This window comes from Paraburkholderia sp. BR10954 (assembly GCF_040965775.1).
GTDB classification, from domain to species: domain Bacteria; phylum Pseudomonadota; class Gammaproteobacteria; order Burkholderiales; family Burkholderiaceae; genus Paraburkholderia; species Paraburkholderia youngii.
Window position 1 is genome coordinate 36,866 of the sequence record NZ_JBFRCK010000036.1, and the last position, 20,833, is coordinate 57,698.

19 protein-coding genes and 1 riboswitch are annotated in these 20,833 nt (G+C 64.8%); of the genes, 6 read left to right on the forward strand and 13 right to left on the reverse strand.

What is annotated here, in order from left to right; all coding sequences use genetic code 11:
• Position 1: 1 nt before the first annotated feature.
• On the reverse strand, positions 2 to 955 hold the full coding sequence (locus AB4Y34_RS33860) for a complex I NDUFA9 subunit family protein (RefSeq protein ID WP_176380101.1): 954 nt from the start codon (positions 953 to 955) through the stop codon (positions 2 to 4).
• 82 nt (positions 956 to 1,037) lie between these two features.
• Positions 1,038 to 3,005, reverse strand: a complete 1,968-nt coding sequence (locus AB4Y34_RS33865; protein WP_368718519.1) for a transglycosylase SLT domain-containing protein — start codon at positions 3,003 to 3,005, stop codon at positions 1,038 to 1,040.
• A gap of 77 nt (positions 3,006 to 3,082) precedes the next feature.
• On the opposite strand from AB4Y34_RS33865, the gene AB4Y34_RS33870 reads away from it, so the two are divergent.
• Positions 3,083 to 3,625 carry a 5-formyltetrahydrofolate cyclo-ligase gene (locus AB4Y34_RS33870; RefSeq protein WP_368718520.1) on the forward strand — a complete coding sequence of 181 codons (543 nt, stop codon included), beginning with the start codon at positions 3,083 to 3,085 and terminating at the stop codon, positions 3,623 to 3,625.
• A gap of 48 nt (positions 3,626 to 3,673) precedes the next feature.
• Here the strand turns inward: AB4Y34_RS33870 and AB4Y34_RS33875 are convergent, their stop codons facing one another.
• A complete protein-coding gene (locus AB4Y34_RS33875) occupies positions 3,674 to 4,186 on the reverse strand; it encodes a winged helix DNA-binding protein (RefSeq protein WP_018418717.1) in 513 nt (170 codons plus the stop codon).
• 212 nt (positions 4,187 to 4,398) lie between these two features.
• On the opposite strand from AB4Y34_RS33875, the gene pxpB reads away from it, so the two are divergent.
• The 5 genes from pxpB to AB4Y34_RS33900 all read left to right on the forward strand — a co-directional run bounded on the left by pxpB (position 4,399) and on the right by AB4Y34_RS33900 (position 8,806).
• The gene (gene pxpB, locus AB4Y34_RS33880) at positions 4,399 to 5,052 is read left to right on the forward strand and encodes a 5-oxoprolinase subunit PxpB (protein WP_368718521.1); all 654 of its coding nucleotides are present in this window, start codon (positions 4,399 to 4,401) and stop codon (positions 5,050 to 5,052) included.
• Positions 5,049 to 6,101: a biotin-dependent carboxyltransferase family protein gene (locus AB4Y34_RS33885; protein WP_176110045.1), complete on the forward strand. Its 1,053-nt coding sequence runs from the start codon at positions 5,049 to 5,051 to the stop codon at positions 6,099 to 6,101. The genes pxpB and AB4Y34_RS33885 overlap by 4 nt, the downstream gene beginning before the upstream one ends.
• Positions 6,102 to 6,121: 20 nt before the next feature.
• Positions 6,122 to 6,874 (forward strand): 5-oxoprolinase subunit PxpA, encoded by a 753-nt coding sequence (gene pxpA / locus AB4Y34_RS33890; RefSeq protein ID WP_152852541.1) that lies wholly within the window; start codon positions 6,122 to 6,124, stop codon positions 6,872 to 6,874.
• 205 nt (positions 6,875 to 7,079) lie between these two features.
• Positions 7,080 to 7,853, forward strand: a complete 774-nt coding sequence (locus tag AB4Y34_RS33895) for a DUF969 domain-containing protein (protein ID WP_176380095.1) — start codon at positions 7,080 to 7,082, stop codon at positions 7,851 to 7,853.
• Positions 7,850 to 8,806, forward strand: a complete 957-nt coding sequence (locus tag AB4Y34_RS33900; protein ID WP_368718522.1) for a DUF979 domain-containing protein — start codon at positions 7,850 to 7,852, stop codon at positions 8,804 to 8,806. Before AB4Y34_RS33895 ends, AB4Y34_RS33900 begins: the two co-directional genes overlap by 4 nt.
• 65 nt (positions 8,807 to 8,871) lie before the next feature.
• On the opposite strand, the gene AB4Y34_RS33905 is transcribed toward AB4Y34_RS33900, so the two are convergent.
• From AB4Y34_RS33905 to ahcY, 10 genes are all read right to left on the reverse strand, one after another.
• The gene (locus AB4Y34_RS33905; protein WP_176380094.1) at positions 8,872 to 10,131 is read right to left on the reverse strand and encodes a TraB/GumN family protein; all 1,260 of its coding nucleotides are present in this window, start codon (positions 10,129 to 10,131) and stop codon (positions 8,872 to 8,874) included.
• On the reverse strand, positions 10,124 to 11,143 hold the full coding sequence (locus AB4Y34_RS33910; protein ID WP_176380093.1) for a peptide ABC transporter ATP-binding protein: 1,020 nt from the start codon (positions 11,141 to 11,143) through the stop codon (positions 10,124 to 10,126). The genes AB4Y34_RS33905 and AB4Y34_RS33910 overlap by 8 nt, the downstream gene beginning before the upstream one ends.
• The gene (locus AB4Y34_RS33915; protein WP_176380092.1) at positions 11,140 to 12,144 is read right to left on the reverse strand and encodes an ABC transporter ATP-binding protein; all 1,005 of its coding nucleotides are present in this window, start codon (positions 12,142 to 12,144) and stop codon (positions 11,140 to 11,142) included. Before AB4Y34_RS33915 ends, AB4Y34_RS33910 begins: the two co-directional genes overlap by 4 nt.
• Positions 12,145 to 12,146: 2 nt before the next feature.
• Positions 12,147 to 13,064, reverse strand: a complete 918-nt coding sequence (locus AB4Y34_RS33920; protein ID WP_176124541.1) for an ABC transporter permease subunit — start codon at positions 13,062 to 13,064, stop codon at positions 12,147 to 12,149.
• Positions 13,065 to 13,072: 8 nt separating this feature from the next.
• Complete coding sequence (locus AB4Y34_RS33925) at positions 13,073 to 14,083, reverse strand: ABC transporter permease subunit (protein ID WP_368718523.1); 1,011 nt, start codon at positions 14,081 to 14,083, stop codon at positions 13,073 to 13,075.
• Positions 14,084 to 14,223: 140 nt separating this feature from the next.
• The gene (locus AB4Y34_RS33930; protein ID WP_368718524.1) at positions 14,224 to 15,855 is read right to left on the reverse strand and encodes an ABC transporter substrate-binding protein; all 1,632 of its coding nucleotides are present in this window, start codon (positions 15,853 to 15,855) and stop codon (positions 14,224 to 14,226) included.
• 203 nt (positions 15,856 to 16,058) lie between these two features.
• Positions 16,059 to 17,702, reverse strand: coding sequence for an ABC transporter substrate-binding protein (locus tag AB4Y34_RS33935; RefSeq protein ID WP_368718535.1), 1,644 nt, complete (start codon positions 17,700 to 17,702; stop codon positions 16,059 to 16,061).
• 173 nt (positions 17,703 to 17,875) lie between these two features.
• On the reverse strand, positions 17,876 to 18,706 hold the full coding sequence (gene metF, locus AB4Y34_RS33940; protein ID WP_368718525.1) for a methylenetetrahydrofolate reductase [NAD(P)H]: 831 nt from the start codon (positions 18,704 to 18,706) through the stop codon (positions 17,876 to 17,878).
• Positions 18,707 to 18,717: 11 nt separating this feature from the next.
• Entirely contained in the window at positions 18,718 to 19,071 is a 354-nt protein-coding gene (locus AB4Y34_RS33945; protein ID WP_018432546.1) for a phage holin family protein, read from the reverse strand.
• Between the two features lie 175 nt (positions 19,072 to 19,246).
• Entirely contained in the window at positions 19,247 to 20,665 is a 1,419-nt protein-coding gene (gene ahcY / locus AB4Y34_RS33950; protein WP_176110035.1) for an adenosylhomocysteinase, read from the reverse strand.
• 33 nt (positions 20,666 to 20,698) lie between these two features.
• A riboswitch (S-adenosyl-L-homocysteine riboswitch) is annotated at positions 20,699 to 20,833 on the reverse strand.

Sequence of the window (20,833 nt, forward strand, 5' to 3'; positions counted from 1 at the left end):
TTCAGCGCCCCGCGCTGGCGCGGAACGTGTCGAGTCGCGAACCCGAGGCCGCGCCGGTCAGATACGTCGGCACGATCGCTTCGATGCTGACCGGTTCGAGTCCGAGCTCCGGCGCGAGCGGCCCGCTCAGAATATTGGCGACCTTCATCGAATCGAGATTGTCGCGCGAAATCACCGGTTCGCCCGGCGCCAATTCGAAGCTCAGCGCCTGCAGCCGCGCGAGCGGCTCGGGCAGACGGATGATGCGCGCATGCTTGCCGATCACGTCGCCGCAATACGACACCAGGTCTTCGAGCGTATAGACGGTCGGGCCGCCGAGCTCGTAGGTGCGGCCGCCCGCGCCGTCCATATCGAGCACGTTGACGATCGCCTTCGCGACGTCGCCGACATAGACCGGCTGGAATTGCGCGTCCGGCATCGCGAGCGGGATGGCCGGAAACACGCGCTGCAAAAACGCGAACTTGTTCAGAAACGCGTCCTCGGGACCGAACACGACGGACGGCCGGAAGATCGTCCACGCGACATTCGCCGCATGCACCGCCTTCTCGCCGTCACCCTTCGAGCGCGCATACATGCTCGGGCCGCTCGGATTGGCGCCGAGCGCGCTCAGATGAATCAGCCGATGAACACCCTTGCCTTCGCAGGCGGCGACGATGCGCGTCGGCAACTCGACGTGCGCATGCGCGAACTCCCGTCCATAAGGCTTGCCGCGTTTGCCGTTCAGGATACCGACGAGGTTGATCACGCAATCCGCGCCTTCGACGAAGCGCGCGAGTTGCACCGGATCGAACACGTCGGTTTCGAGCACGTCGATCGGCAGCATGGTCAGATGGCGCGCGTTGTAGCGTCGCCGCGTGGCGACGCGCACATCCTTGCCCATTTCGACGAGCGAGTTGACGAGGTAGCTGCCGATGAACCCGGAGCCGCCGATGACCGCGATAGCTTGATGTCGCATTTTTCGACTCCCTGATGGAAGCCGCGGCAACGGCTGGCGAAGCGCGCCGCAACCTCGAAACGAGATTGCGGCGGCAAGGCGCTTACGGTGCGATGTAACCCAGGCGCGCCTTCAGCGATTGCGGACGGCCTTCAAACAATGCCGCGTAGTAGACCGTGTTGGACAGCACATTCTTAACGTAGTCGCGAGTTTCCTGGAACGGAATCGCCTCGGCGAAAACCGCGCCTTCGACCGGGCGCTGCAGCGACTGCCGCCAGTTGCGCGGACGGCCCGGACCTGCGTTGTAGCCAGCGGTGGCCAGCACGGCGGACCCGTCGAACTGATTGTAGATCATCGCCAGGTAGTTCGTGCCGAGCAGGATATTGGTATTGATGTCGTTCATCTGCTCGCGCGAGAGCGGGCCCAGACCGATTTTCTTCGCGACCAGTTGCGCGGTGGCGGGCATCAGCTGCATCAGTCCGCCCGCGCCGACATCCGAGCGCGCGTTGATGATGAAGCGCGACTCCTGGCGAATCAGCCCGTACGCCCACTCGACGTCGAGCCCGCTCGACTGCGCGTCCTGCTCGACGATGTTGCGGAACGGCGATAGATAGCGCAGCGAAAAATCATGCTCGCTCTTCGTGCGGTCCGCAGTGTTGACGGTGCGGTCGTACAGCTCGATGCGGCGCGCGTACTCGGCGGCCGCCAGCAGTTGCCGGTCGGTCATGCCGCGCAGCGGCCAGTTCCACTCGCGATTGCCTTCGAGCCGCAGATTCAGCGCATAGAAGCGCTGCGCCAGATCGAAACCCGGCGTGGTGCCGGCCTGCTGCACTTCGGCGTCGGTGACCGTGGTTTTCGGCGGCACGGTGATCTTCTGGCCGAGCTCTTCCAGCGCGAGTTGGCCGTAGAAGTTGAAGTTCGACGCGATCGACTGGAATTCCTGGTTGGCCGTGGCGGTGTCGCCGGCCTGCTTCAGCGCGCGCGCGTGCCAATACACCCACGACGGCTGCTTGCGCAGCGACTCGGGCATCTGCTCGATCGACCAGCGCACCATGTTCCAGTCGCCGGCAAGCAGTGCACTGCGGGTGCGCCATTCATACGCGGGATTCGACAGCGGCGCGTTCGCCGACAGCCGGAACCAGTCGACCGCGGCAGGCATCTGCTTGAGCGCCCCCTGATAGCCGATCGTGCCCCAGCCGATCGCGCGCTCCGGCGAATTCAGCGACGGCGCGACCGATGCGAACGTGGCCGCGGCCATGGCGGGATCGTTGCGCGCCATGCGCGTGATCGCGAGCAGCGCCAGCTGATGCGATTGCGCATCCGCTCCGACGGTGCGCGCGAGCAGCAGCGGCGGCGTATTGGCGGCCTGGCTGAATAGCACCGGGTCGGGCGGCTGGTCGCCGAGCGCGTCGACGAGCTTGCTGCCGGTGTTCGTGTAGTTCTGCTCGTACGCGAGACGAATCTGCGCCCAGATGTCGTCGCTGCTGAACTGATGGTCCACGCCGAGCACCGTGATCAGATCGACGCAGCCGTCGCCGTACCACTTCGGATCGACGAGCAGCGCGCGTGCCGCGTCCGCGACGTTCTCGCCGCGCGACGCGCGCGATTCGAGCGCGTAGCACTTGACCTGTGTGTCGTCGTCGAGCACGAACTTCGCGTACTGCTGGTCGAAGTTGCGCCAGTCGTGACGCGTGCCGAGCACGGTCAGGTAGTCGTTGCGCATGCGATCGGCGATCGCCTGGCCGTCGTACTTCTGCAGGAACGCGAGCACGGGCGCGTCCGGTGCGTCGATGCGCGCATGGCCGGTCGAATCGAACAGCTGCGGCTTGATCTGGAAGTACTCCAGATACGAGGGCGCCGGATAATTCGGGATCATGCTCGCGAGCTGGGCTGCGCGCGCTGCGTCGTTAGTGCGCGCGGCTTCGCGAAGCTGGACGAAAATCTGGTCGTCGTTCGTGAGTTGGGAGATCGGGAGAGGCTTGACGGCCGAGGCAGTACTGCAGGCCACGAGTGCCGCTGCGGCCAGCGCGATACCGGCCGCGCGATATACTCGAAAAAGGCGTTTTGACATCGTTGTTTCTGGAGCGCGAATTGGACCCAAGCATAGCATGCAACCCTGTCCCCGCAACCAAAAAGGCGCTGCGCCGGATGTTGCTGGAAAGCCGTCTGCAAGCGGCTTCCGAGCCGTCGAAGAATGCCGCGCTCGGGCGTCGAATGCTTGACGCGCTGAAGCACTACGCGGTACGCAGCGCCGGATTCTACTGGCCGCTCGCCGGCGAGTTCGACGCGCGCGGCGCGATCGGGATCTGGCTCGCCGCGGATTCGCATCACGAAGCCAGTCTGCCAATCATTAAAGAACGTGGCATGGCACTCGAATTCCATGCGTGGACGCCCGCGACGCCGATGAAAATCGGCCATCACAAGATTGCCGAGCCCACTTCGGGGCGCGTCGTGCTGCCCGAGCTGCTGTTCGTGCCCTGCGTGGGTTTCGACTCGGACGGCTATCGCCTCGGCTACGGCGGCGGCTATTACGACCGCACGCTGGCCGGCTGGCCGGCCGCGCAGAAGCCGGTCACGGTCGGCATCGCGTACGAAGCGTGCCGCACCGACACGCTGGAGCGTGAGGCGCACGACATTCCGCTCGATCTGATCGTGACCGAAGCGGGGTTTCATCCGGCGCTGCCGGACTGAACGCGCGATGCGCGGCGTGTGATGCGCGGCGTTTGCGCTATTTCGTCGTTACAGCGAAGCGGCCGCGCGCGCCGCCGTGTCGTACAGCCCCGACGCATTGCGCATCAACTGCGCGGCCTCGCCGATCTGCTGGTTGGTCAGGCCGCTTTCCTTGAGCGTCGAGATCAGGCAGTTTTCGCGCACCTCGCGATACTTCAGGCATAGCTCGCGGCCCGCGTCGGTGGCGGAAAAGAACACTTCCTTGCCGGTCTTTTCGCTTTTTACGTACCCTCTAGCTACGAGCTTTTTCAACGCGTAAGTCGCGACGTGCGTGTCTTCGATGTTCAGCACGAAGCAGATGTCCGCGAGTTTCTTGCGGCGCTCGCGATGGCTCACGTGGTGCAGCAGCGACACCTCGATCGCGGTCATGTCCTTGTCGCCGGCCGCCGACATGCAGCGCACCATCCAGCGGTTGAACGCATTGCCCGCCATGATCAGCGCGTATTCGAGCTCGGACAGCTCCGCGCTGCTCTCGGAGACGAGGTGTTCCGACGAAACGATCTTGGTGGGATGACGCGTCATACGAGGTTCCCGTGACGAATAATGGGCTGGAAAAGTGTCGCAAGTGTACGACGATGTCCAGTCGCCGACGAGCCTGGCAGAAACGCTTATTGATAAACCGTCAATATTTTATTGATAATGTACGCTCGAAACGTCGCCGACTCCATGCCGGATATGTGCCAACGTACCGCGCTGGCCGGCTTATTTTCCGACTCGATCCGGGCCGCCCACTCATGAGCCAACCACGAATCTTTCCGCTCGGCGACAGCGCGCTCGTCTGCGAAGCGCCCCCGCCGGCCACACTGTCGTGCCAGCAGCGCGTGTGGGCCGCCGCTGAAGCCGCGCGCGACTGGCCGCAGGTGCTCGAAGTGGTGCCCGGCATGAACAATCTGACGCTCGTGTTCGACCCGCTCGCGACCGACGCCGACGCGCTCGGCAAGCAGTTGCTGTCGGCCTGGAACGCAGCGGAAGAAGCCGCCGCGCCAACACGCGACGTCGAAATTCCGGTGCAGTACGGCGGCGCATTCGGCCCCGATCTGCAGGCGGTCGCCGAACATACGGGCTTCAGCGCGCGCGAGGTCGTCGAGCGTCATGCGGGCGGCGCCTACGTGGTGTTCTTTCTCGGCTTTCAGCCCGGCTTCGCCTATATGGGTGGGCTCGACGCGGCGCTGCACACGCCGCGCCGCGCGTCGCCACGGCTCGAAGTGCCGGCGGGCTCGGTCGGCATCGGCGGCGAGCAGACCGGCATCTATCCGGCGGTGTCGCCGGGCGGCTGGCAGCTGATCGGCCGCACCGAAGTAGCGCTGTTCGACCCGGCGCGCCGCCCGCCGACACTGCTGCAGCCCGGCGACCGGGTGCGCTTCACGATCGCGGGGATGCACGCATGATCGACGTGATCCGCGCGGGTCTCCAGACCACGATCCAGGACCTCGGCCGCCACGGCTACCGGCATCTCGGTGTCGCGATGAGTGGTGCGCTCGACCGGTTGTCGCTCGAAGTCGGCAACCGGCTGGTCGGCAATCGCCCCGATGCGGCCGGCCTCGAAATCACCTTCGGCCCGACCGTGCTGCGCTTTCTGCGCGCGACGCGCGTCGCGATCGCCGGCCCCGACTTCGGCTCGACGCTGGACGGCAAGCCGGTCTTTTCATGGTGGAGCCTGCCCGTGCAGGCCGGCCAGGAACTCGTGCTGAACGCGGCGAAGCGCGGCATGCGCGGTTATGTGTGCGTGGCGGGCGGCATCGACGTACTGCCGATGCTCGGCTCGCGCAGCACCGATCTCGCCGGTCGTTTCGGCGGACTCGGCGGCCGCGCGCTCAACGATGGCGACCGTCTGCCGGTCGGCGCGCCGCCGCAGCGCGGCCAACTCGGCTTCGCGCCGGAGGCGCCCGCGTTCGGCGTGAAGGCGCCCACATGGTGCAAGTTCGTGCTCGTCCCCGAGCCGCTGCGGCGCGGCCGACATCCGTCCGGCGTGCCGTGGGCGGTTCCGATCCGCGTGCTGCGCGGCCCCGAATACGACAGCTTCACCACGGATGCGCAGCAGTCGTTCTGGTCCGACGAGTGGCTCGTCACGCCGAACAGCAACCGCATGGGCTACCGCCTCGCCGGCACGGAACTCAAACGCACGCACAAGACCGATCTGCTGTCGCACGCGGTGCTGCCCGGCACGATCCAGGTGCCGCCGAACGGTCAGCCGATCGTGCTGATGAGCGACGCGCAGACCACCGGCGGCTATCCGAAAATCGGCGCGGTGATCCAGGCCGATCTGTGGAAGCTCGCGCAGGTGCGCCTGAACGCGGCGGTCCGATTCATCCCGACGACGCCCTACGAGGCGCGCCAGGCTTTGCTGGAAGAACGCACGTATCTGCGGCAGATCGATGCCGCGATCGCGATGCATGAAGAGCGTTGCACGCGCCAGGCGGCGCTCGCGGCGCTGTAACGGTGAGAAAAGGAATCCCCATGGAAATCGATCTGAACGCCGATCTCGGCGAAGGCTGCGGCTCCGACGAGGCGCTGCTCGACCTCGTGAGCTCGGCCAACATCGCATGCGGCTGGCATGCGGGCGGGCCCAACGCGATGCGCGACTGCGTGCGCTGGGCCGTGCAGAAAGGCGTGTCCATCGGCGCGCATCCGAGCTTCAACGATCCGGAGAATTTCGGCCGCAAGGAAATGGATCTGCCGGCGGGCGAGATCTACGCGGGCGTGCTGTATCAGCTCGGCGCGCTGTCGGCGATCGCGCAGGCCGAGGGCGGACGCATCGCGCATGTGAAGCCGCACGGCGCGCTGTACAACCAGGCCGCGCGCGACGCGAAGATCGCCGACGCGATCGTCTCCGCGGTGCACGACTTCGATCCGTCGGTGGCGGTGTTCGCGCTCGCCAACAGCGGGCTCGTCAGCGCCGCGCGCAACGCGGGCCTGACCGCGATCGAGGAAGTGTTCGCCGACCGCGGCTATCGCGCCGACGGCTCGCTGGTGCCGCGCAAGGAGCCGGGCGCGCTGCTCGACGACGAGGACGAAGTGCTCGCGCGCACGCTTACGATGATCCGCGAACAACGCGTGAAGGCCGTGGACGGACAGTGGGTGCCGTTGAAGGCGCAAACCATCTGCCTGCACGGCGACGGCCCGCACGCGCTCGCGTTCGCGCGACGCATTCGCGCCGCGCTCGCCGACGCCGGCATCGAAGTGCACCCGGCGGGCGCCGCGCGCGTCTGAGCGTTCGCATCGCCACCGTGCACACCGCGCGCGGTGATGCCCGCTGCAAGCCCGCCGATGCCGACGCACGCGCATCCGCGGGGCAGGTAAAGAGAGTTCGACGCGGCCGCAGAGTCGCGGCAGCACGCCGGCGCATGGGCCGCATGCACCGGTTCACGTCAGCCGCCACCCGCGGCGAAGTTGCATAACCTCTTTGGAGACCCTGATGCAGACAACCGTCAGTCTATGGCCGCTCATCGGTGTGGCCGTCATCATCGTTGGCTTTCTGTTGCGCTTCAATCCGATGCTGATCGTGGCCGTGGCCGCGATCATCACCGGTTTCGCCGCGCATTTCCCGCCGGAAAAAATCCTCGCGCTGATCGGCACCGGCTTCATCAAGACACGCAACATTCCCCTGATCATCCTGTTGCCGCTCGCGGTGATCGGCCTGCTCGAACGACATGGCCTGCGCGAGCGTGCGCAGGCATGGATCAGCGGCATCAAGGCGGCGACCGCCGGGCGTCTGTTGATCGTCTATCTGGCCGTGCGCGAGCTGACCGCCGCGGTCGGCCTGACCGGGCTCGGCGGCCATCCGCAGATGGTGCGTCCGCTGATCGCGCCGATGGCCGAGGGCGCGACCGAGAACCGCTTCGGCAAGATCAGCGACGCGGTGCGCTTCCGGCTGCGCGCGTTCTCGGCCGCAACCGACAACGTCGGCCTCTTTTTCGGTGAGGACATCTTCGTCGCGTTCGGAGCGATCGTGCTGATGACGACCTTCCTGAAGGAAGCGGGCATCGTCGTGGAGCCGATTCACGTTGCGGTGTGGGGCATTCCGACCGCGATCAGCGCGTTCATCGTGCATGGCTTCCGGCTCTGGCTGCTCGATCGGTGGCTCGAGCGTGAATTGCGCGGCAAGGTGTCGGGCGGTACTTCGAGCGCGAAAGCGACTGCCAAATCGAAACCGTCGTCGGCCACGCGTGCTACCGGAGACGAAGCATGACCTTCACGATCACCTATCTGTTCTGGTTGCTCGGCATCGTGCTGCTGATCGTCGGCGGCATGATCGTTACGGACCGCCAGCATCCGCGCCGCTTCACCGCGGGCGGCTTCTGGATTCTTTACGCGCTGATCTTCCTGATCGGCGACCGGCTGCCGCCGGCCGTGGTGGGCGTCGCGGTAATCGCGATGGCGCTGATCGCGGGCTTCGGCGGCGTCACCGCGGGCAAGCCGAAGACGCTGTCGCTCGAAGCGCGTCAAGCGAGCGCCGCGCGACTGCGCAACAAGCTGTTCGTGCCCGCGCTGACGATTCCGGTCGTCACCGTGATCATCACGCTCGCGGCAAGCCATCTCGTGTTCGGCGGCGTGCCGCTGATCGAGAAGGCCAACGTCACGCTGATCGGCTTCGGCATCGGCTGCGTGATTGCGCTCGCGATCGCCTGCGTGATCACGCGCGACACGGTCGGTCAGTCGATGAAGGAGGCGCGCCGCCTCGTCGATGCGCTGTCGTGGGCCGCGGTGCTGCCGCAGATGCTCGGCATGCTCGGCCTCGTGTTCTCGGACGCGGGCGTCGGCAAGGCGGTCGCGCACGTGACCACGTCGTATATCAGCCTCGACTACCGCTTCGTCGCGGTGGCCGTGTACTGCATCGGCATGGCGTTGTTCACGATGGTGATGGGCAACGGCTTCGCGGCGTTTCCGGTGATGACGGGCGGCGTCGGGGTGCCGATCCTCGTCGGTGTATTCCGCGGCAACCCGGCCGTGATGGCCGCGATCGGCATGTTCTCCGGCTACTGCGGCACCCTGATGACGCCGATGGCCGCGAACTTCAACATGGTGCCGGTCGCGCTGCTCGAATTACCCGACAAGAATGCGGTGATCAAGGCGCAGATTCCGACGGCGTTGACGCTGCTGGTGATCAACATTTTTCTGTTGAACTTTTTGATGTTTCTGTAGCGCTGCTGACAAGCGCGTCGCTCAGACAAGCGGCGCGTGAAAAGACGCGAGCGGTCTTGCGCCGCTCACCCCGCCTCCACCACGAAGCCGTGCTGCCGCAACTGCTGCAGCACGCCCTTCGGTCCACCCAGATGCAGCGCGCCGATCGCGACGAACAGCGGCTTGTTCGGCGCGGCGAGCTGTAGCATCTTCGCGACGAAGCGGCGATTGCGCTCGTAGACGATCCGGTTGTCGATCGAATCGGAGATGCGGGGATCGCGCGCGAGCTTCTCAGATTTGGCGGCCTGCCACGCGGCGATCGCATCGGCATCGCCGACCTGCCATAGCCGATGCAGCGTGCGCACGTCCTGGACGTTCTGCGCGGGCGTCTGCACCAGGTCCTGCGCGAGCATCTCACGCTGCTGCGCGGCCGACAGTCCGGTGAACGAACGCATCTGCTGCGCGAGCGTTTCGAGTCCGACGATCTTGCCGCGCGTCTTCAGATACACGTTCTGCAATTGCGCTTCGGTGCCGTACTCGGTTTGCAGACCGGCTGACAGCGAGTCGTAGGTCTCGACCACCAGCGACGCGAGCCACGGCCGCATTTTCTTGATCGCATCGAGCGCGGCCGGGTTGCCGCGCAGCCGCAGCGCGAGCTTGTGCCATAGCGGCTCGGGCAGCAGGCCCGGCAGGCAGTCGTGCTTGCACACGCCGTACTTCGACACGTCGTCCTGCGATACCAGCAGTTCGTCGGGCGACAGTTCGAGCGCGAGTGTCGGCGACGCGGCGAGCGCCGCAAGGATCGGCGCGCGGAACGGCTGCCCCGCCGGATAGTCGGCCGGATCGCCGACGTGCAGCGTGCCGAGCACATAGATGGTGATATTGCCGCGCGTCGCGACATAGAACGGCATGCGCGCCGGTTGCTGACGCACCGGTCCGCTCGCGGTGGTGCCAGGAACCGGGGGCGGCGCAATCGACGGCGGTGGCGTGGCCGGCACCGTAACCGCCGGTCGGGCCGCCTGCGCCGCCGGTGCTGGCGTATTGGCCGCCGCGCCGGCCGCGTCAGCGATGCCGGGCACGGCCGCGCCGACCGACAGCGCGCAGCCTACGCGCAAAAAAACGGACAACGACGCGGGAAGAAATACGGAGAACAAGGCGCGCGCGAGCGCATCGACAAACGCGCGGAAAAACGTGCGAAAAAACTCGCTGAAGAAGCTTCCAGCAAATGCGCCGCAGGGCGCGGCGCCTCCCGACGCACGCGCCCCGCGGCGCCGCGCGAAGGCGGCTATCCCGCCGCCCTCACACAAGCGGCGCGCAACACGACGCGCCGCCACCCCATCAGGCATCCACGTCCCCCACCTCTTCGGCGCGGTGACACGAGACGAGGCGCCCATCCACTTCACGCAGCTTCGGCACCTCGCTGCGGCAGCGGTCGATCACGTACGGGCAGCGCTGATGGAACGTGCAGCCCGACGGCGGATTCAGCGGCGACGGCATTTCGCCTTGCAGCTTGATCTTAATCGTGCGGTCCGCCTCGAAGATCGACGGGGTCGCCGACATCAGCGCACGCGTGTACGGATGGCGCGGGTGCGAGAAGATGCGCTTCTTGTCGCCGAGCTCGGCGACGCCACCGAAGTACATGACCATCACGTCGTCGGCGATATGCTCGACCACCGACAGGTTGTGCGAGATGAACACGTAGCTCGTCTTGAACTCGTCCTGCAGGTCCATGAACAGGTTCAGGATCTGCGCCTGGATCGACACGTCGAGCGCTGAGACCGGTTCGTCGGCGACGACGATCTGCGGATCGAGGATCATCGCGCGCGCGATCGCGACACGCTGGCGCTGGCCGCCGGAGAACATGTGCGGATAGCGCTTCGCGTGCTCGGGCCGCAGGCCGACCGTGCGCATCATCTGCGCGATGCGCTCGGCGCGCTCGGTCGCGCTCATCTGCGTGTTGATCGCGAGCGGTTCGCCTAGCGTTTGCTCGACGGTCTTGCGCGGATTGAGCGACGCAAACGGGTTCTGGAACACCATCTGCACGCGCCGCCTTAGCGCGGCGATCTTCTCGTGACTCGCGCCGGCCACGTCCTCGCCATCGATCAGCAGGCGGCCCGCGCTCGGCGTTTCGATCATCGTCAGCTGACGTGCGAGCGTCGACTTGCCGCAGCCGGACTCGCCGACCACCGCCAGCGTCTTGCCGCGTTCGAGCGCGAACGACACGCCGTTCAGCGCCTTCACCGTGCCGTGCGCGAACATGCCGCGCTTGACGTCGTAGTAGCGTGCGAGCTGATCGGCGACGAGCACGTGATCGCCAGTACGATCCGACTGGCGACGGGTTTCGGATACGGTGCTCATCGGGCGCCTCCTTGCGTGTGAACGTTGGCGTCCTTCTCGAGGTTCAGCGGCTTGATGCAGCGCACGCGCGTGAATTCCGCATGGGCGGGCAGCGCAGCGAGCGCGGGGCGCGCCTTCATGCAGTCGTCGACCACGTACTTGCAGCGCGGCGCGAACAGGCAGCCCTTGGGCCGGTCGTCGCGGCCCGGCACCATGCCCGGCAGCGCCGCGAGCCGCACCGCGCCCACGTTGTGCTCGGGAATCGCGGCCAGCAGCGCTTCCGTGTACGGATGATGAGGCGCGGCAAAGATGTCGGGCACCTTGTTCGTCTCGATCACCTCGCCCGCGTACATCACGGCGACGCGCTGCGCGACCTCGGACACCACCGCCAGATCGTGAGAAATCAGCACGAGCGCCATGCCGCGTTCCTTCTGCAGGCGCATCAGCAGTTCCATGATCTGCGCCTGGATCGTCACGTCGAGCGCGGTGGTCGGCTCGTCGGCGATCAGCAGCTTCGGATTGCAGGCGATCGCCATCGCGATCATCACGCGCTGGTTCATCCCGCCCGACATCTGATGCGGAAACGCGCCGATGCGGTTCTTCGCATCGGGAATGCCGACCTGGTCGAGCAGTTCGAGCGCGCGTTTGTCCAGCGCGCTGCCGCGCAAGCCTTCGTGCAGCTTCAGCACTTCCTTGATCTGATAGCCGACCGTGTAGCTCGGGTTCAGGCTCGTCAGCGCGTCCTGGAACACCATCGCGATGTCCTTGCCGATGATCTTGCGGCGTTCCTTCGCGGAGGCGTTCAGCAGGTTCTTGCCGTCGAACGTGATTTCGTCGGCGGTGACCTTGCCGGGCGCGTCGATCAGGCCCATCAGCGCCATCATCGTCACGCTCTTGCCCGAGCCCGATTCGCCGACCACGCCGAGCACTTCGCCTGGTGCGATGTCCAGATTGATGCGGTCGACCGCGGGCAGGCCGCCGAAGTTGACCGCGAGATTGCGGATGGTCAGTAGATTGCTCATGTTCAGGCCATCCGTTTCAGTTTGGGGTCGAGCGCGTCGCGCAGCCCGTCGCCGAGCAGGTTGATCGCAAGCACCGAGATCAGGATGGACAGGCCAGGCATCGTGACGATCCACCATGCGCTGTCGATGTAATCGCGCGCCGACGCGAGCATCGCGCCCCACTCCGCCGACGGCGGCTGCACGCCGAGGCCGAGGAAGCCGAGCGCGGCGGCATCGAGAATCGCCGACGAAAAGCCTAGAGTGGCCTGCACGATCAGCGGCGCGGTGCAGTTCGGCAGGACCTGCGAGAACATCAGCCGCAACGTGCTCGCACCCGCCACGCGCGAAGCGGTCACATACTCCTTCTGCAACTCGCCCTGCGCGGACGCGCGCGTCAGACGCACATAGCCCGGCAGCGCGACGATCGCGATCGCGAGCATCGTGTTGACGAGACCCGGACCGATGATCGCGACCACTGCAACCGCGAGGAGCAGCGACGGCAGCGCGAGCAGCACGTCCATGATGCGCATGATCGGCGTGTCGGCCCATTTCTCGAAGAACGCGGCGATCAGCCCGAGCACGATGCCCGGAATCAGCGCGAGCACCACCGACACGAAGCCGATCCAGAACGACAACCGCGCGCCGTACATCAGACGCGAGAGGATGTCGCGGCCCGCTTCGTCGGTGCCGAGAATGAACTTCCAGTTGCCGCCGTCGAGCCACGCGGGCGGAATCTTGACGGAGTCACGATACTGCTCGATCGGGCTGTGCGGCGCGATCAGCGGCGCGAAGATCGCGATGAAGATCAGCACCAGCACGATGATGCCCGCGCCGACCGCGCCGCGGTTGCGCGAGAAGTTTGCCCAGAATTCGCGTGCCGCGATGGCGCGGCCGCTCGGTGGGGTGACCGCCTGGGGGACGGTGTTTTGAATGTCAGCCATGGTCGTGATTACCTCGTATGGCGAATGCGCGGGTTGAGCACGCCGTACAACAGATCGACGACGAGGTTCACGACGATCACCAGCGTCGCGATCAGCAGGATACCGCCCTGCACGACCGGATAATCGCGCCGGCCGATCGCATCGATCAGCCACTTGCCGATGCCGGGCCATGAAAACAGCGTTTCGGTCAGCACCGCGCCCGCAAGCAGCGTACCGACTTGCAGGCCGATCACGGTGACGACCGGAATCAGCGCATTGCGCAGCGCATGCACGACGATCACGCGTCCCGGCGACAGCCCCTTCGCGCGCGCGGTGCGGATGTAGTCCTCGCGCAGCACTTCGAGCATCGACGAGCGCGTCATGCGCGCGACGACCGCGAGCGGAATCGTGCCGAGCACGATCGCGGGGAGGATCAGGTGACTGAGCGCGGACGTGAACGCGCCTTCGTCGGTGGACATCAGCGAGTCGATCAGCATGAAGCCGGTCACGTGCGGAATGTCGTATTCGACCGCGATGCGGCCCGACACCGGCGTCAAGCCGAGCTTGACCGAGAACACCATGATGAGGATCAAGCCCCACCAGAAGATCGGCATCGAGTAGCCGGTCAGCGCGGTGCCCATCACGCCGTGATCGACCACCGTGCCGCGCCTCAGCGCCGCGAACACGCCCGCCGGCAGGCCGACGATCAGCGCGAACAGCATTGCGCAGAACGACAGTTCGACCGTGGCGGGAAAGCGCGCGAGGAATTCGCCCATCACGCTGGTGTTGGTGATGATCGAGGTGCCGAGGTTGCCGTGCAGGGCGCGGCCGATGTAGTGGAAGTACTGGATTGGCAGGGGCTCGTCGAGCCCGAGGCGGTGCATCGCGGCCGCGTGCATGGCCGGATCGACGCCGCGCTCGCCCATCATCACTTCGATGGGGTCGCCCGGGATCAGGTGAATCAGCGCGAACGCGAGGATGGTGATGCCGATGGACGTCGGTATCACCATGCCGATGCGGCGCAAAACGAAGCGGAACATGGTTCGCTCCTATGGTACTGGTGATGAAAAAACGCAACCGGCGACGAGGGCTCGTGACCCCGGTCGCCGGACCATTTCGACCAGTTTTCTAACCGTGCGAAAGCGTACTTTACTGCGGCGTACTGTGCGAACTTTACGAATTACTTGATGCTGACGCCGTCGAAGCGCGCGTAGCCAAGCGGTTCGATGCGCATGTCGACCACTTTCTTGCTGACCGGCTGATAGACGGTCGAGTGGGCGACCGGCGAGAACGGCAGTTCCTGCGCGAAGATATGCTGCGCGTCGCCGTAGATCTTCGTGCGCGTCGCCACGTCCGAGGTCGTGCGGCCCTTCTGGATCAGCTCGTCGAACGGCTTGTAGCACCACTTCGAGAAGTTGTTGCCGTTGATCGCCTCGCAGCCGAGCAGCGTGCCGAGCCAGTTGTCCGGATCGCCGTTGTCGCCGGTCCAGCCGATCAGCATCGAGTCCTGTTCGCCCGCGTGCGCGCGCTTGATGTACTCACCCCATTCGTAGGTGACGATCTTCGCCTTCACGCCGATCTTCGCCCAGTCCGCCTGGATCATTTCCGCCATCAGGCGCGCGTTCGGGTTATACGCGCGCTGCACGGGCATCGCCCACAGCGTGATGTCGAAGCCGTTCGGGTAGCCCGCCTTCGCCAGCAGATCCTTCGCCTTGGCGGGATCGTACGAGGCGGCCGGCAGGTTCTTGACGAACGACCATTGCGTCGGCGGCATCGGGTTCGTCGCGAGCTGGCCCGCGCCCTGGTAGACCGAGTCGATGATCGCCTTCTTGTTGATCGCCATGTCGAGCGCCTGACGCACTTCGAGCTTGTCGACCGGCTTGTGCGTCACGTTGTACGCGAGGTAGCCGAGGTTGAAGCCCGGCTGCGACGGCATGTCGATGTTCGGCTCGGCCTTCAGCGGCGCGATATCGGCCGGGCGCGGATAGCTCATCACCTGGCATTCGTCGCGCTTGATCTTCTGCACGCGCACGCCGGCGTCCGGCGTGATCGAGAAGATCAGCTTCGAGATCTTCACCGCGTTCGGCTTCCAGTATTCCGGATTGCCGTCGAAGCGGATCGTCGCGTCCTTCGTGTAGCTGCGGAAGATGAACGGACCGGTGCCGACCGGGAACTGATTGATATCGGCGGCCTTGCCTGCCTTCAGCAGTTGATCCGCATATTCGGCCGACAGGATCGACGCGTATTCCATCGCCAGATTCTGGATGAACGGCGCGTTGACTTCCTTCAGCGTGAACTTGACCGTGTATGGGTCGACTTTCTCGACGCTCGTGATCAGCTTGTCGAGGCCCATGTCGGTGAAGTACGGGAACTGCACCGGATACGCCTTGCGGAACGGCTGGTTCGGGTCGAGCATGCGCTGGAACGAGAACACCACGTCGTCCGCGTTGAATTCGCGCGTCGGCTTGAAGAACGAGGTGGTCTGGAACTTCACGCCGTGACGCAGATGGAACGTGTAGGTCTTGCCATCGGGCGACACGTCCCACTTCTCGGCGAGGCCGGGCTCGACCTTGGTGCCGCCGCGCTCGAATTCGACGAGGCGGTTATAGACGGTGAACGTGTTGGCCGTGAAGTCGACGCCCGTCGTGTATTGGGCCGGATCGAAACCCGCGGGACTGCCCTCCGAGCAGTAGACGAGGGTTTTGTTCGGAATCCCAGCGGCCTGCGCGCTCGTGACGCCAAGCAGGGATGCCGCTGCGGCTGCGACGAGCGTAGACACACGCGCGACGCGCAACAGACTGTTTTGCTTCATGTTTCCTCCAGGTTCAGGGCCGGCTTGCGCCGGCGTAGCGGGATATTACTTGAGCTTGGGCCGGCCACCAAGCGGAGCAAAATCCCTCTGTTGACGATAGGAAACACTTCGTGCAAACGTTTTGCCGCGATACTGTCGCGGGCCGGACGGCCCGTTCGAGCCGCCCGGCGACGAAAGCGGCGCAAAAAGCGCGCCGCGTCCGCTTACTTCACCCCGACCTCCAGGAATTGCGTCGGTCCGAACGGATCGATCTTGAAGCCCGTCACGTTCTTGCTGATCGGCTGATACACGGTCGAATGCGCGATCGGCGTGAACGGCACCTGGTCCTTGAAGATTTCCTGAGCCTGGGTGTAGGCCTTCAGCCGATCGGGCATCCTGGTGGTGCTGCGGCCCTGCTTGATCAGATCGTCGTAAGGCTTGTAGCACCACTTCGAGAAGTTGCTGCCGTTGACCGCGTCGCAGCCGAGCAACACGCCGAGCCAGTTGTCGGGGTCGCCGTAGTCACCCGTCCATCCGATCAGCATCGCCTGATGCTCGCCGGCGTGCGCGCGGCGGATGTACTCGCCCCACTCGTACGTGGCGATATTCACCTTGACGCCGATCTTCGCCCAGTCAGACTGCAGCATTTCGGCCATCAGGCGCGCGTTCGGGTTATACGGGCGCTGCACCGGCATCGCCCACAGCGTCAGCTCGAAGCCGTCGGGGTAGCCGGCCTCCTTCAGCAGCGCTTTCGCTTTGTCGACGTCGTACGGCGCGTCCTTCAGGCTCTTGTCGTAGCCCCATTGCGTCGGCGGCATCGGGTTGGTCGCGAGCTGGCCAGCACCCTGATAGACCGCTTCGATGATCGCCTTCTTGTTGACCGACATGTCGAGCGCGCGGCGCACGAGCACGTTGTCGAGCGGCTTTTTGGTCGTGTTGTACGCGATATAGCCGAGGTTGAAGCCCACTTCGCTCGGCATCGCGAGCGAGCCATCGGCCTTCACGGTCGGGATGTCGGCCGGGCGCGGATACGACATCACCTGACATTCGCCGCGCTTCAGCTTTTGCAGGCGCACGGCCGGATCGACGGTGATAGCGAAGATCAGCTTGCCGACCTTCGCGACGCCCGGCTTCCAGTAATCGGGATTGCCGTCGAAGCGGATCGTGTCGTCCTTCGTATAGTTGCGGAAGATGAACGGACCGGTGCCGACCGGGTACTGGTTGATGTCGGACGCCTTGCCCGCCTTCAGAAGCTGATCCGTGTATTCAGCGGACAGGATCGATGCGAACGGCATCGCGATCTGCTGAAGGAACGGTGCGTCGACTTCCTTCAGCGTGAAGCGCACCGTGTACGGATCGACCTTCTCGATTTTGGCGATGTTCTTCGCGAGACCGAGGTCGTTGAAGTACGGAAAATTGACCGGATACGCCTTGCGGAACGGATTCTCGGGATCGAGCATGCGCTCGTAGGTGAACACGACGTCGTCCGCGTTGAATTCGCGGGTCGGCTTGAAATACGACGTGGTCTGGAATTTGACGCCGCGGCGCAGATGGAACGTATAGGTGAGACCGTCGGGCGACACGTCCCACTTTTCGGCAAGTCCCGGCTCGATGTCCGTGCTGCCATGCGCAAATTCGACCAGCCGGTTATAGACCGTGTACGAGCCGGCGCTGAACTCGACGCTGGTCGTGTATTGCGCGGTATCGAAGCCCGCCGGGCTGCCTTCGGAGCAGAAAATCAGCGTCTTGTCGGGCAGCGAGGCCGCCTGCGACGTGGCGGGCGCGAGGCCGCTGGTGGCGACCGCGAGCGCGGCGAGAGCCGGCAGGCAGAACTGGTGAAGCGCGAACAGTCGGTGTGCCGCAGTCATTCTTGTCACTGTCATATCGTCCTCCGCACAGCAGCCGGGGTAGCTGCTTTTCGATGATAGACAGCCCAAAAATGAGCTTCAACAGGGACTTACCACGCTATTTGGGACAAATTCGAGACCCACGCCGGACTGGCGGGGACCGCGCGGCCGTTGCAGCCGCGCGGGCATGGCCGTCAAACGGCGAGCCGTTCGCAGATCGCCTTGGTCGAGGTGGCCGCGTTCAGCGTATAGAAGTGCAGACCCGGCACCTTCGCGTCGACGAGCCGTTGACACAGATCCGTCACCACGTCGAGCCCGAACGCGCGGATCGACTCGCGGTCATCGCCGAAGCTCTCGAGGCGGCGCGCGATCCAGCGCGGCACTTCGGCGCCGCACATTTCGGAGAAGCGCATCAGCTGCGAGAAGTTCGTGATCGGCATGATGCCGGGCACGATCGGCACGTCGACGCCGAGCTGGCGCGCATCGTCGACGAAACGGAAGTACGCGTCCGCGTTGAAGAAGTACTGCGTGATCGCCGAGTTCGCGCCGGCTTTCACCTTGCGCGCGAAATTCTCCAGATCGTGACGCGGCGAACGCGACTGCGGATGGTATTCCGGATAGCCGGCCACCTCGATCCAGAACCAGTCGCCGAACTCGGCACGGATGAAGCTGACGAGCTCCGATGCATAGCGCAGCTCGCCGACCGCGCCCATGCCCGAGGGCAGATCGCCGCGCAGCGCGACGATATGGCGGATGCCGTGCGCGCGGTACTCGGCAAGAATCGCGCGCAGGCTTTCCTTCGACGAGCCGATGCACGACAGGTGCGGCGCCGCCTCGAGCCCTTCCTTCGTCATGTCGATGACGGTATCGAGCGTGCCTTGCTGGGTCGAGCCGCCGGCGCCGAACGTGACGGACACGAACTTCGGCTTGAGCGACACGAGTTGCGCGCGGGTCGCGCGCAGTTTGTCGATGCCTTCCTGCGTTTTCGGCGGGAAGAATTCGAATGAGAGTTCGATCGGTTTCATAGTCAATGAGGTCAACCTAGACTGCGGTTGCCGAAAATGAGCGCGGACAGCAGCCACGACACGATGCTGTACAGGATCGAGCCGAAGAACGCCGACCAGAAGCCCGACACCTCGAAGCCCTTCAACAGCGACGAGGCCAGCCAGAAGCACAGCGCATTGACGACCAGAATGAAGAGTCCGAGCGTGAGGATCGTGACGGGCAGCGTCAGCAGGATCAGTACCGGCCGAATCACCGCATTGATGAGACCGAGCACGATAGCGACGATCAGCGCGGTGCCGAAGCTACGGATGTGGATCGACGGAACGATGTAGGTGATGATCAGCAGCGCGAGCGCGTTGATGAGCCAGGTCAGCAGCACGGTCATGTTAGAACTCCTTGTAAGCACCTGTGCGGGGAAGATGTCCAGCAAATGAAAAGCGGCGCTGTCGAACAAAGCGGCGCATTGCGCGCCGCCCCGAGATCAGACCGTCAAACTTTTCACCGCCGTCCGCTTGGCCGGGCGCGCGAAGCGCGCCTCGAACCCGCGGGCGGCCGCCTACTTAGTAGCGATAGTGGTTCGGCTTGAACGGACCGTTCTTGTCGACGCCGATGTAGCCGGCCTGCGCGTCGGACAGCACGGTCAGGTTCGCGCCGATGCGCGCCAGATGCAGACGCGCGACCTTCTCGTCCAGATGCTTCGGCAGCACGTACACCTTGTTCTCGTACTTCGCGCCCTGCGTGAACAGTTCGATCTGCGCGAGCGTCTGGTTCGTGAACGAGTTCGACATCACGAACGACGGGTGGCCCGTCGCGCAGCCGAGGTTCACGAGACGGCCTTCGGCCAGCAGGATCACGCGCTTGCCGTCCGGGAAAATGATGTGGTCGACTTGCGGCTTGATGTTTTCCCACTGGTACTGACGGGTCGACGCAACGTCGATTTCCGAGTCGAAGTGGCCGATGTTGCAGACGATCGCGTTATGACGCATCGCCTTCATGTGATCGTGATTGATCACGTGGTAGTTGCCGGTCGCGGTCACGAAGATGTCGGCTTTATCCGCCGCGTATTCCATCGTCACGACGCGGTAGCCTTCCATCGCCGCTTGCAGTGCGCAGATCGGATCGATTTCGGTGACCCACACGGTCGCGCCCAGACCACGCAGCGATTGCGCGCAGCCCTTGCCCACGTCGCCGTAACCGGCCACGACCGCGATCTTGCCCGCGATCATCACGTCGGTCGCGCGCTTGATGCCGTCGACGAGCGACTCGCGGCAGCCGTACAGGTTGTCGAACTTCGACTTCGTTACCGAGTCGTTGACGTTGATGGCCGGGAACGGCAGACGGCCTTCCTTTTCCATCTGGTACAGACGATGCACACCGGTGGTGGTTTCTTCGGTGACGCCCTTGATCGCCGCGAGGCGCTTCGAGTACCACGTCGGGTCGATCTCGAGGTGCGCGGCGATCGACTTGTACAGCGCGATCTCTTCCTCGTTGGTCGGCTTGGCGATCACCGAGCGGTCTTTTTCGGCCTTCGAGCCGAGGATCAGCAGCAGCGTTGCGTCGCCGCCGTCGTCGAGAATCATGTTGGCGAACTCGCCGTTCGGCCATTCGAAGATGCGGTGCGAGAACTCCCAGTATTCGTCGAGCGATTCGCCCTTGAACGCGAACACCGGCGTGCCGGCCTGCGCGATCGCGGCGGCGGCATGGTCCTGGGTCGAGAAGATGTTGCACGAGGCCCAGCGCACGTCGGCGCCGAGCGCGGTCAGCGTCTCGATCAGCACGCCGGTCTGGATCGTCATGTGCAGCGAGCCGGCGACGCGCGCGCCCTTCAGCGGCTGCTGCGCCTTGTACTCTTCACGCGTTTGCATGAGGCCGGGCATTTCGGTCTCGGCGATGGTGAGTTCCTTGCGGCCCCAAGCGGCGAGCGACATGTCGGCAACGACGTAATCCTGCTTTTGGGAATCGATGACTGCGGCGTTCATCACGCCCTCCTTTCTAAGAAATTGACTAGAAATGTGACGTGAGCGCGGTTTGAGGCAACGCACGGATTCGCGTGATGCGCATTCCATGCTGCCGATTGAAGCCTTCGAGCCTGGCGGGCGGCCGGCGAATGCGGATTCGCGGTACCCGTCGCAACGCTCCTCGAAGAC